This window comes from Janibacter terrae, assembly GCF_039636765.1.
Taxonomy (GTDB): Bacteria; Actinomycetota; Actinomycetes; order Actinomycetales; family Dermatophilaceae; genus Janibacter; species Janibacter terrae.
This window is the reverse complement of the sequence record NZ_CP144167.1, coordinates 356,097-367,774: the sequence shown is the minus strand read 5'-3', so window position 1 is coordinate 367,774 and position 11,678 is coordinate 356,097. Positions and strand designations below refer to the sequence as shown.

Sequence of the window (11,678 nt, the reverse complement as noted above, 5' to 3'; positions counted from 1 at the left end):
GGGGTCCGCGCGGGTCACTCGTTGCTCGTGGGCTCCTCGGCCTGCCCGGGCGTCTGCACCATCAAGCAGGTCGCGATGCTCAGCGCGGCAGCGACGGCGAGCATGACGAAGGCCGCCTGCACCCCGCCCGTGCGCTCGGCCGTCGTCGGGTCGGTGCCCGCGACGAGTGACATGACGGCGATGCTCGTCGCCGTGGCGGCCGCGCCGAAGACCTGCTGCGAGGAGCCGAGCAGCGCCGACCCGTGGGCGTACAGGGAAGTGGGCAAGGACCCGAGGCCCGCGGTGAAGAGCGGTGTGAAGAGCAGCGCCAGCGACAGGCTGAGCAGGACGTGCAGCACGAGGACCGTCCACTGCCCGACATGCGGCAGCAGGACCGCGAAGAGCCCGAGCGACACCGTCATGCCGACGGCGCCGGGCACGACGAGCGGGCGCGCGCCGATGCGGTCGTAGAGCCGGCCGATCACCGGCCCGAGCAGACCCATGGCGAGCCCGCCCGGGATGAGGAGCAGGCCGGTCTCGAGGGTGGTGAGCCCGAGGCCCTTCTGCAGGTGGATCGGGAGCAGGATGACGGAGCTGATGAGCGCGGCGAAGCCGAGGCACATGGTGACGAAGGCCCCGGTGAAGCTGCGGTGGCGGAACGCGCGCAGGTCCATCAGCGGGTCGCCGCTGCGGGCGAGGGCACGCTGGCGGAGGGCGAAGACGACGAGTGCGACGACTGCCAGGCCGGCCGCCGGAGCAGGCGGGACGAGCGGTGCGGCCGGGGTGCCCCCTTCGCCCCCGTGGCCGCCGCCGAGCCCCGAGAGGCCGTAGACGAGACCGCCGAAGCCGACCGTGGCCAGCGCGACGCTCGGCAGGTCGAGGCGGCTCGGCCCGCGCTCGCCGACGTCGGGCAGCTGCCGCAGGCCGAGCCAGAGCGCGACCGCGGCGATCGGGAGCACCGCGAGGAAGATCAGGCGCCACGAGCCGAGCTCGAGCAGCACGCCGGAGACCGCCGGGCCCATGGCCGGGGCGACGGCGATGACGAGCGAGACGTTGCCCATCGTGCGGCCGCGGTCGCCGACCGGCACGAGGTCCATCAGCGTCGTCATCAGCAGCGGGATCATCACCGCGGTGCCGCTCGCCTGGACGACCCGGGCGGCCACGAGGACCTCGAAGGTCGGCGCCGCCGCGGCGAGGGCCGTCCCGATCGTGAACAGGCCCATGGCCAGCGCGAAGGTGCGACGGGTGGCGAGGCGTCGCAGGATCCACCCGGTCATGGGGATGACGACGGCCATCGTCAGCATGAAGGCCGTGGTCAACCACTGCGCCGACGTCTCCGGGATGGCGAAGGCGTCCATGAGGCGCGGGATCGCGTTGTTCATGATCGTCTCGTTGAGGATCACGACGAAGGTGGCGACGGTGAGCACGCGCAGGACCAGGGTCGTCCGGGCAGGCGTGGTCACGGGGTGCGGCGGGGCCGCGGTGAGGGGCATGCGTCCATGGTCCGGTACCGCAACGAGTGGACCAAACGGGAGGACACTGGAGGCATGTGCCGAAACATCCGACAGCTGCACAACTTCGAGCCCCCGGCCACGAGCGACGAGGTGCGGGCCGCCGCGCTGCAGTACGTGCGCAAGGTGAGCGGGTCGACGAAGCCGAGCCAGGCCAACCAGGCGGCCTTCGACGAGGCCGTCGAGGAGATCGCCCAGGTCACTCAACACCTGCTGGACCACCTCGTGACGAGCGCCCCGCCCAAGGACCGTGACGTGGAGGCGGACAAGGCCCGCGAGCGGGCCCGGGTCAGGTACGGCCGCACCGGCTGATCCGACTTGCGCGAAGGGGGGTGAGTGTGGCCTCGGGCGTGTCGCCGCCTGTGGATGGCGGATGGTGAATCTTTTCTGGGTCCACACGTGTGAGCGGACGTTTCCGCAGGTCAGACCCGGTGTTGTGACCTGGGGGACAGCGAGATCCACAGGGTTCTCCACGGGCTGTGCACAGTCACATGGCGCGTCGTCCACACACCGTCCACAGGTCTGTCCACAGAGTCGTTTGGTGTTGTCGGTGCTGGGTGCGACTGTTACGCGGTGACGACGAGCGAGATGGACACGAGGGTCTTCGGGGACACGGGCCCGTACTCCTCCGCTCCGCCGCCGGACCGTCTGCCGCCCCAGGATCTGGGCGCGGAGCAGTCCGTGCTCGGCGGCATGCTCCTGTCCAAGGACGCGATCGCCGACGTCGGTGAGGCGGTGCGGGGGCACGACTTCTACAAGCCCGCGCACGAGTTGATCTTCGACGCGATCATCGACCTGTACAGCCGCGGCGAGCCGGCCGACGCGATCACGATCGCCGACGAGCTGAGCAAGCGCGGCGACCTGCAGCGCGCCGGCGGCCAGGCGTACCTGCACGACCTCATCCAGTCCGTCCCCACGGCCGCCAACGCCGGCTACTACGCCCAGATCGTCGCCGAGCGCGCCGTGCTGCGCCGCCTCGTCGAGGCCGGCACCAAGATCGTCCAGATGGGCTACGCCCAGGGCGGTGGCGACGTCGAGGAGATCGTCAACGCCGCGCAGGCCGAGGTCTACACGGTCGCGGAGAAGCGCGGTGGCGAGGACTACGCGCCGCTGTGGGACACCCTCAACGAGACGATGACCGAGATCGAGGTCGCCGCCGGGCGCACCGACGAGATGACCGGTGTGCCCACGGGCTTCACCGATCTCGACGAGCTGACGCACGGTCTGCACCCCGGGCAGATGGTGGTCATCGCGGCGAGGCCGGCTATTGGAAAATCTACGCTGGGAGTGGACATCGCCCGCGCGGCGGCGATCCACCACGGGATGGCCAGCGCGATCTTCTCCCTCGAGATGAGCCGCAGCGAGATCACCATGCGTGTCCTCGCGGCGGAGGCCAGCATCCAGCTGCAGCACCTGCGGCGCGGCAAGATGAGCGACCCCGACTGGCGCAAGCTCTCCCGGGTCGTCGGCCGCATCAGCGACAGCCCGCTCTACATCGACGACTCGCCCAACCTGTCGCTCATGGAGATCCGCGCCAAGGCCCGCCGGCTGAAGCAGCAGCACAACCTCAAGCTCATCGTCATCGACTACCTGCAGCTGATGAGCTCGGGCAAGAAGGTCGAGTCCCGTCAGCAGGAGGTCTCGGAGTTCTCCCGTGCGCTCAAGCTCCTGGCCAAGGAGCTGCAGGTCCCGGTCATCGCGATCAGTCAGCTGAACCGTGGCCCCGAGCAGCGCACCGACAAGCGGCCCGCCATGAGCGACCTGCGTGAGTCCGGCTCGATCGAGCAGGACGCCGACCTCGTCATCCTGCTCCACCGTGACCGCGACCCAGGGTCGGAGCGTGAAGGGGAGGCCGACGTCATCGTCGCCAAGCACCGCAACGGCCCGACGGCCGACATCGTGCTGGGCTTCCAGGGGCACTACGCGCGGTTCTCGAACCTGGCGAAGGACTCTGGCGGCTTCTGATGTCGAGAAGCGCTCTAAATTAGAGCAACTCGACTTCTATCTAAGATACGAAGTCACCGAATCCACCGGCGGGCGCCTCGGTAGCGTCTTGTGGGCTCGGCGACTTCCGGACATGAAGGTCGCTACGTACGCGCGATGCGACCACGCCGGACGACACATGGTCTCTGCGATGAGTCGCAAGCGGGCAGCTTCTCGACGGCGTGGATCTGGACTCGTCCCCTGAATCGCGTCCCTCGCCACCGGCTCTCGTCCGAGGCTCCAGGACGTCACCGGAGATGCCGATGCCGAGGTGGCAAGTCGTTCCACGCGCACAGGGTTGAGGCGGTAGGTCGCCGAATCTAGTCACGCTCGATCGATTTGAGGCCGCGTGACGTATTTGTTGGTTTTGTTGGTCTAACTGATCCATGTGGTCAATGTGGTCATTTATGTTCCATTCGAGCGAATCCCAACAAATTGATTGCAGAAAGGGCGCCTCGAGTTCTTGTCTGGAGCATTGGTCGCCAATAACCTTTCATTGTCCAAAGATTGGCCTGGGAAGGACGAATAGTGTCGAATTCCTCGACGGTTTCCGGTGGAAGTTCGCCCGGAACCGCTCTCTGGGAGTTTGACCACGGTCACGGAGCCATGCCGTGGGCTGGGGCGACCGCACCAGACGTCACAGCACTTCAACAGATTCGTGGGATCCCGAGCCGCCGCGGGGCGGGACACGTGCCGACCTTCGCGTACTCCGTCACCGTTGGAGCTCATCTGAGGTTGGAGTCCGGGCTCGAGCACGACTTGGTTCGCGAACTTGACCGACGTCCTGACGTCATGTGGCTAGTGGCTCAGCCTGCCAAGATCAGAGTGGTGCGCGAGGGGGAGAAGCGAGTCTGGCACGTGCCAGATCTCTTGAGTGTTGCCGACGATGGCCAGGTGACGGTGTGGGACGTGCGCCCCACAGGCCGACGCGACGACGCGTTCTGGGAGGTCGCCGAGGCAAGCAAGGAGGCCTGTCGAGCACTTGGTTGGGGCTATGAGCTCTTCGGCGGCATGAGCACCGTTCGACGGACCAATCTGATGTGGTTGGACGGATATCGACGGGAGATGCCGTGGTACCGGGGGGCGCTCGAGGAGTTCACTTCGGTGCCTGGTGAGGCTGATCGATTCGAACTGCGGGCTGTCCTTCAGGCAGATGGTGGGGCGGGACATCTGCTGTCAGCGATCTGGTTCGCCATTCGGCGCGGACTGATCGACTGTGACTTGAACTTGCCCATGAGGCCGGACACCACCCTGACGTGGCGCGATCGAGAGATGCCGACGTGAGTGGCAGCGGAAAGGTCGAGGTTTCGGTGGGGGACCGGGTTCTGATGACCGCTGGCCCGGTGGTGGTGACCGCGATCGAGCGGCACGGCGTCACCGCTCGTGACGCCAATGGCGAGGAGCGCAGCTGCTCTTGGAGCGATCTCTCCCTTCAGGAATTTGCCGACGGGAAGGTTCAGCCCGTCCATCAATCAATGGAGCCATGGTGGAGCAGTCTCGACCACGCGGCTCGGGAGGAAGCGCTGTTCAGGCTGGAAGTGGTCCTGGAGATCCTGACGGGCTACCGCCAAGGTCTTCCCGAGCTCGCCGAACCCGGTGAGCCCGCCCACCCCTTTGGTCCTGGGTACGGCGTGACGATGCGGCAGCGCGTGGCAGCCATGTCCAGGGGCCTGCAGGATGCGTTCGACACGCGCCGGGCTAGTGACGATGAGCAGTTGGCCCGTCGGCGCAATCCCTCGGAGGCGACCATCTGGAACTGGGTTGCCGCGTGGCGCACTTCGGGAGTGCGTGGGCTGGTCGATGGCCGACGAACCAAAGGCCGTCGAGGATTCGAGGTGCTCGATCCCCGACTGATCCGAATCGTCGACGCCGAGATGGCCCGGTTCGATGGCTCGGCCAGCAGGGTGAACCTTCAAGAGCTAGAACGACGCGTCCAGGTGGGACTCAAGCAGGAGGGCCTGACAGATGCCGAGCTGCCGAGACGCCTCGTGCAGCAGTACCTCTCGAAGCGGTATGCCGGGCTCGGGGCATCAACGCGGGCTCACAAGGGAAGCGTCATGCGTCGGCGGCGCGGAAGGTCGAGTTACCCAGACACGCATCCCGGACATCTGGCAGTTGACGTCACCAGAGCAGACGGTCTGGTCTGGGACGAGCTCCACGGACGGCCGTTCTCGGTTGAGATCATCACGGTGATCTCGGTGCCCACGCGCGTCATCGTGGCCTGTCGCGTCGTACCGCGGTCAGCGAACGCAGTCGAGGTCGGGCTGGCGCTCTACGACGCGGTGCGTCCCTTCTCCATGGCGGTCGAGGGGACACAGATCGACGACTTCGGGACTGCTGCACGATCAGGTGACAGGTTGGGTCACGCAGCCTGAGTGGCTGGCGCGGTCATGATGGTCTCGAACTCGATGGGGGTCAACCGCCCGAGAGTGGTCTGTCGACGACGACGGTGATAGGTCCGCTCGATCCAGGTGACGATGGCGATCCGCAGCTCCTCGCGGGTGGTCCAGTGCTGCCGGTTGAGGACGTTCTTCTGGAGCAGGCTGAAGAAGCTCTCCATGGCTGCGTTGTCGCCGGCCGCGCCGACTCGGCCCATCGATCCGACCATGCCGTGACGGTTGAGCGCGTGGACGTACTTCCGGCTACGGAACTGGCTGCCGCGGTCGCTGTGGATCGCGCAGCCGGCGACATCGCCCCCTTCCAGTTGCCGCCTGGCGACAGCGTTGTTGAGCGCTGTCACTGCGAGGCGGGACTTCATCCGGTCGCTGACGGAGTAGCCGACGATCCGGTTGGAGTGGACGTCCTTGATCGCGCAGAGGTAGAGCTTGCCCTCTGCTGTGCGGTGCTCGGTGATGTCAGTGAGCCAGAGCCTGTTCGGGGCATCGGCGTTGAACTCGTGCCGAACCCGACCCTTGTCGTCGACCACGGCGCACAGGTCGTCGTGGACCGGCGGGCCGGGCTTCTTGGCCTTGCCTCGCTTGGGCTTGCCGAACGCTGACCACCAGCCCAGCTGCGAGCAGATCCGCCATGCGGTCCGCTCGGCCATCGGCTCACCGGCTTCGCGCGCCTCGTCGACCAGGAACCGGTAACCGAACTCGGGATCGTCGCGGTGGGCGTCGAACAGGGCGTTGGCGCGGTAGGCCTGCTCGAGCTCGGCGTCGGTGACCGGGTTGGCGAGCCAGCGGTAATAGGGCCGGCGCGCGATCTTGAGCACCCGGCACGTCACCGTCACGGGCACCCTGATGGGCGCGTCCTTGGCGGCCAGCTCGCGGACGAGCGGGTACATCATTTTCCCGGCAGGTTCGCCTGCGACAGGTATGCGGCCGCGCGGCGTAGGACCTCGTTCTCCTGCTCCAAGAGGCGGATCCGCTTCTTCGCCTCACGCAGCTCGGCGTTCTCACTCGCTGTCGTTCCCGGCTTCACACCGTCCTCGACATCGGCGGTCTTCATCCAGTTCGTCAGGCACGACTCGCTGATGCCGAAGTCGGCAGCGATCTGCTTCAGATGAACGCCCGGCTCACGGTTCCTCGCGACACGAACCACATCGTCGCGGAACTCCTTGGGGTATGGCTTCGGCACAGTGCACATCCTTCCAGCAGCACCCTTGGGCACCACAGATCAGATGTCACCTGATCGTGCAGCAGTCCCCCTCGCAGTCTTGACCGAGTGGGTCGGCTCTTCGTGCCGTCGATCAGCCCCAGTTGGGTCTCAGCCGGAAGCGTTTGCGGTCAGCCTCAGTCGGTCGCCGGGCCTTCTGGCCCCGAAGGGCTGGTTTCGACTGTGGGTGTTTTGTGGCGGGACCAGCTGCTGGGGACGGGGAGATTGCCGTTGACGACGAGGGTGACGACGACTGATGGGGAGTGGGGTTCGGTCATGCCGTGTTGTTGGGGGTTGAGAACGAAGAGGTAGTTCTCTGGGGTGCCGATGGGGAGCACTTTTCGGCTCATGTCGAGGATGACGAGGATGGAGAGGCGGGTGCCGTCGGCGGCTGCGTACTGGGTGGGTTGGCCGATGTACTTGGGTGCGGTTTCGGGTGTGACCGGTTGGTCGCGGGCGACTTTGAGTTCGGCTGTGATGCCGTCGTGGCGAGTGTCGAGAAACCCGAGGGCGAGTGGTGTGCCTCGTTCGACGCGGCCTTCGAGGGTGGGGTCGGCGAGGAGCGCGGTGTGGAGGTCGTTGTGGAAGTCGCGTTCGCGGATGTACTGGCCGCGGCGGTACTTCTTGTTCCAGGTCATGGCGAGCCCGATGCGGGAGATGGCGTTGAGGAGTCGGGCGAACGCTTGGAGGTGTCCGTGGGGGTATCCGGCGGCGGCGAGGTTTTCGTAGATGGCGTGAAGGCGTTCGTCGAACACTTCGTACTCGGTGGTGGCGTCGCGGGCGTGGTCGTAGGGGCGAATGCGGATTTCGCGGTGGCCGGCGACGTCTAGGTCTTGGCTGACGGGGTTGCCGTCGGTGTCGGTGCCGCGCCAGGTGAGGCGGATGAGGACGGGCGGTGCGTGTTGCGGGGTGGGGACGGAGTAGCGGACGTGGAGTGAGCCGGTGCCCTCGAAGGTTTGGGGGTCGCCGGTGTGTTCGTTGCGGGTCCAGGTCAGCGCTGGGCGTTCGAGTTCGGCGTGGTTCAGGGTGCTGATGAGTTCGGCGTCGAGGCGTGTGGCCCAGTCTGGCCAGGGGTCTGTTTGGACGTTGAGGGTGAGGGTGTGGGTGAGGTTCGGGTCGATGATGGCTGGTCCGGTGAGGAGCTTGTCGTCGATGGAGACGAGTGCGACGGCGACGTTTGGGCTTTCGGGTTCGGGGTCGGCTGGGGGTATCCAGGGGCGGCCGCGGGTGCGCGTGTGCTCGCTTGAACGGATGAACAGCAGCGGGGTGGGGAGCTGTGCGGCTTGGTTGGTGATGGTCGCGATTTCGAGGGGGTCGTTGCTGGCGGCGAGGGTTTCGTGGAGTTCGCGTGCCCGCATCAGCAGGGGGTCGTCGAGCCGGAAGTCGGTCAGGTCGATCGCGGCGGCTCGGCGTTGTGCGGCGGTGCGGTGTGCTTGGGCTTGAGCGAGGTCGGCGTTGAGGTCTGCGGCTTCGGCTTCAAGGTGGTGGGCGACGGCTTCGAGGAGTTTGGTGGTGACGTTGAGGCCACGGTGGGTGGCGGTGCCGCTCGACTTGGGTGCGTTGCGTAGCGCTTTGGCGTGTTCGCGCAGGCGGTTGGCTCGGTTGGTGAGCTGTTCGGCGGGGTCAGACGCCGTGACGTTTTGGCTGGCCAGGGCGGCGGCGACGGCGTCCGGGTAGGGCAGGTTAAGGAGGTCGCAGACGGTTGCGGCACGGGTTGCGGTCGCGTGCTCGAACGGTTGAAGCCACTTCTTGTCGTCGCCGGTAAGGGCTTGGCTGAACTGGAGGGCGGTCGCGAGGTCGTCGAGTGCTGCGGTTACGACGGCGGGGTCGTTGGTGGGGTTGTTGTTGGTATCGCGGCTGGTGAGGGCGGTGTGGAGCCTTGCGGTGGTGAGGGCGAGGTTGGTGAGCGCTCGTTGGGAGGCGTGCGCTTGGTTGTCGGGGTTGTTGTCGTAGGCGTCTTGGAGGAGCTTGACGGCGGCGTCGCGGCTTTCGACTCGGGCGAGAACTTCGGCGTACTCGAGGGCTCCGTAGTGAGACTCGGGTGAGTGGCGGGCGCCGACGTCGATGAGCTTGTCGGTGATGCCGAGGAGGCCGATGCCGCAGTCGAGGAGGCCGTTGAGAGCTTCTTCGGCTTCGTCGTGTTGCCGCATGCCGTAGGTGTGGCGGGGTGCGTCGGTGAGCCATTGGCGAGCGAGGTCGGTGGTGACGCGGGCGTCAGGTTGCCAGCGTTGTTCAATGACTTTGCTGGCTTGGTGCCATTCGAGGTCAGGTATCCGGGCGAGTGCTGCTTTCTCGAGCGTGGCAAGAGCGTCGAGGTTGGGGACGTGCCGGCGTAGCGCGGAGAGCGCGGTGAGGACGAGTTCGAGGCGGTCGGGCAGTTCGAGGTTGGCTGCCAGGTGGCTGGCGTAGACCGCGAGCTGGACCTTGTCTTCCTCCCGGGTCCAGGTGAGCCGTGTGGCTGCCTTGAGGACTGCATCGACCATGACCATGTACGGGTCAGTGACGAGTGCAGGTAGGAGGTCGGAGACGGTCGAGGGGACCGGGTGACGTGACCCGATTTCTGTCCATGCCTCGACCGCGGAGGACCTGAGCCCTTGGTCGGCGTCTACGAGGTAGGTGTGCAGGGTCGGGAGGATTGCTTGGAGGACGTCGGGTTCGTCGCCGTATCTGCGGCCGATGTCTCCGAGGGTCTCCAGGAGTGGCATCACGACTTCGACCCCGAAGTTGTTGTCGCGTTCGGCGGTGATGACGGTGCAGATGGTGGCGCACACGGCGACTGGGTCGGTCACTGCGGCGTTCTCGACCGCACGAAGGAGGCGGCGGGAACCTTGGTAGAGGCTGTTGAGGCGGCCGTAGGCGTTGAGCCCGGCGAGTAGGTCTGGTTCGGCGGTCGTTTCCAGGCGTTGGGTGGGTGCTTCGAGTCGGTGACGGGTCAGTGCGATGAACGCACCGAGGGTCGTGTCGATGTGGGGTTGGAGGGCGTTGTTGGAGCGGTGGCTGATGTTATCGATGGCTTCGCATGCCTCGAAGGTGACGTCGTGGCCCCATGACTCGTCTGTGTGTGCGATGAGGAACGCGAAGGCGGTGTCGATGGCCGCTTGTGACGCGGACTCGTCGAGGACCGGGTCCTGGGGTCGACGGAACCTGTTGTCGGGGTCGACCATGTCGATGGCGTGACGTGCTGATCCGATGAGGCCTTTGCGGATGTCTTCGGAGGCGTACTGGCCGGCCTGCTCGAACAGCGGGGCGACGCGGGCCGGGTCTTCGATGAGGATGCGGGCCAAGGTCCGTTCGGCTGAACCCATGGTGCCGGTGTCGTAGCTGTCGCTGGGAGGCACGCCGAGTGAGGTCGCGAGGTTGGGAAGCAGGGCGACCGCTAGGTCGAGGTGGGTTGCTGCGAGGTGCTCGATAGCGCCGGCTGCGGCTCGGCGGTTGAAGTCGGATGCGCGGGGCCGTTCGATGTTCGGGGCAAGGATGAGACCCGTGTTTTGGGGTCTGGGAAGCATCGCGGCCAACGTGTCCTGGATCAGGTCGGGAGCCAGGTCGGCGAGGACTCGAATGGGCCCGGGATCGTTAGCTGAGATGACGGGGTTGGGCCCGGAGAAGTGGTGGTCGTCGGGTGTCTTGGAACCGGCGATGACCGCTGTGTTGCGGATGACGTCCCCGTCGATGAGGTCGCCGGTTACCTTAGTGGGGTGGTCGGTCAGGCACCGGCCGGCCTCCAGGCTCGCGCGGTTCCTGAGGACCTCAACTGCGGTCGTTACCAGCCGTTCGGCGAGGTCGGGTCGTTTGGCGCTCAGGTGCCGCAACGGTTCGAGGACCTCGACGATGCCACCCGTCTCGACGGCGTCGAAGAGTTCGTCGACGATGCCGTCGTCGAACCGTTCATGTGCCCGGCTAGCGACCGCGGTCAGGCGCTGCCGGGCCTTCTCCTGCTCCTCAAAGTCCGGGTCGGCTTCGGGGTCGGTGTCGAGGATGTTGAGGTCGTCCAGAATGTTGGCTGCGGCAGGGTCCGCCGTCGCGCGAAGGCTTCGGCGCTTTTCCACCCGAGCCGTTCGGAGCACCCCGAGGTCGTGACGCCGTTGGGCAGCTTCGGCTTCTTGTGCCTCGGCTTCGGCTCGACTTTCCTGGTACTCAGTCTCCAGGTTCGGCAACCGTCCGTTCGGGTTACGTTGAGCGCACCCGATGCAGTGGTCGGTGTAGAAGTCGAACGCGATGTGTTCCAGCTGCATCCCAGAGGTGTCGCCGATGGCGACCTCGCACTCGATCCGGCGGGAGTTCAGCGGGAGGCCGGTCGTCTCTTCGAGCATGCCCTGCCCGCCTGACTGGATGAAACGCATGCTCTGGCAGTGGTTAGTCGCCAGGTCGATGATGCGGGCGTTCTTCTGACCGAGCGCGATGTAGCTCGCGTACTCGTCCTCGTTCATCATCGATCTCACCACGTCCCGGGCCGGCAGAGGCCACCAGTCTTCCGTACCGGACCGACACGCCGCTCACACCACCGGCTTGACCGGTTCCGTCGTGCTGAGGAGGTCCTAGCGGGCTACGCGGTGAGCAAGCCCGGTCGGTGAGCTCCTCGAAGGTGAGGGTGCAGTGTGATGCGTCCAT

The 11,678-nt window shown here is 66.3% G+C and carries 7 protein-coding genes; 4 read left to right on the top strand and 3 right to left on the bottom strand.

Going from position 1 to position 11,678, the window contains the following annotated elements:
- Window positions 1–14: 14 nt before the first annotated feature.
- The gene (locus tag V3C34_RS01850) at window positions 15–1,472 is read right to left on the bottom strand and encodes a DHA2 family efflux MFS transporter permease subunit (RefSeq protein WP_345913507.1); all 1,458 of its coding nucleotides are present in this window, start codon (window positions 1,470–1,472) and stop codon (window positions 15–17) included.
- A 54-nt stretch (window positions 1,473–1,526) separates the two neighbouring features.
- Here V3C34_RS01850 and V3C34_RS01845 point away from each other — a divergent pair, with 54 nt between their 5' ends.
- From V3C34_RS01845 to V3C34_RS01830, 4 genes are all read left to right on the top strand, one after another.
- Entirely contained in the window at window positions 1,527–1,802 is a 276-nt protein-coding gene (locus tag V3C34_RS01845; RefSeq protein WP_068327878.1) for a DUF2277 domain-containing protein, read from the top strand.
- A gap of 276 nt (window positions 1,803–2,078) precedes the next feature.
- On the top strand, window positions 2,079–3,455 hold the full coding sequence (dnaB, locus tag V3C34_RS01840) for a replicative DNA helicase (protein WP_338539287.1): 1,377 nt from the start codon (window positions 2,079–2,081) through the stop codon (window positions 3,453–3,455).
- A gap of 624 nt (window positions 3,456–4,079) precedes the next feature.
- Window positions 4,080–4,757, top strand: a complete 678-nt coding sequence (locus V3C34_RS01835; protein WP_346008545.1) for a TnsA-like heteromeric transposase endonuclease subunit — start codon at window positions 4,080–4,082, stop codon at window positions 4,755–4,757.
- On the top strand, window positions 4,754–5,848 hold the full coding sequence (locus V3C34_RS01830; protein WP_346007914.1) for a hypothetical protein: 1,095 nt from the start codon (window positions 4,754–4,756) through the stop codon (window positions 5,846–5,848). The genes V3C34_RS01835 and V3C34_RS01830 overlap by 4 nt, the downstream gene beginning before the upstream one ends.
- Here V3C34_RS01830 and V3C34_RS01825 read toward each other — a convergent pair.
- Together V3C34_RS01825 and V3C34_RS01820 are read right to left on the bottom strand one after the other, a co-directional pair.
- A protein-coding gene (locus V3C34_RS01825) for an IS3 family transposase (protein WP_346007913.1) occupies window positions 5,836–7,052 on the bottom strand; the annotation gives its coding sequence in 2 pieces (ribosomal slippage) (window positions 5,836–6,765 and window positions 6,768–7,052; 1,215 coding nt in all). The two genes, V3C34_RS01830 and V3C34_RS01825, sit on opposite strands and share 13 nt — an antisense overlap.
- Window positions 7,053–7,207: 155 nt before the next feature.
- Window positions 7,208–11,500 (bottom strand): hypothetical protein, encoded by a 4,293-nt coding sequence (locus V3C34_RS01820; RefSeq protein ID WP_346007912.1) that lies wholly within the window; start codon window positions 11,498–11,500, stop codon window positions 7,208–7,210.
- Window positions 11,501–11,678: the final 178 nt, after the last annotated feature.

What these genes read in the sequence shown, in the direction of transcription:
- V3C34_RS01850 (WP_345913507.1), bottom strand. Translation starts at nt 1,472, where the DNA reads ATGCCCCTCACCGCGGCCCCGCCGCACCCCGTGACCACGCCTGCCCGG.
- V3C34_RS01845 (WP_068327878.1), top strand. Translation starts at nt 1,527, where the DNA reads ATGTGCCGAAACATCCGACAGCTGCACAACTTCGAGCCCCCGGCCACG.
- dnaB (WP_338539287.1), top strand. Translation starts at nt 2,079, where the DNA reads ATGGACACGAGGGTCTTCGGGGACACGGGCCCGTACTCCTCCGCTCCG.
- V3C34_RS01835 (WP_346008545.1), top strand. Translation starts at nt 4,080, where the DNA reads ATGCCGTGGGCTGGGGCGACCGCACCAGACGTCACAGCACTTCAACAG.
- V3C34_RS01820 (WP_346007912.1), bottom strand. Translation starts at nt 11,500, where the DNA reads ATGATGAACGAGGACGAGTACGCGAGCTACATCGCGCTCGGTCAGAAG.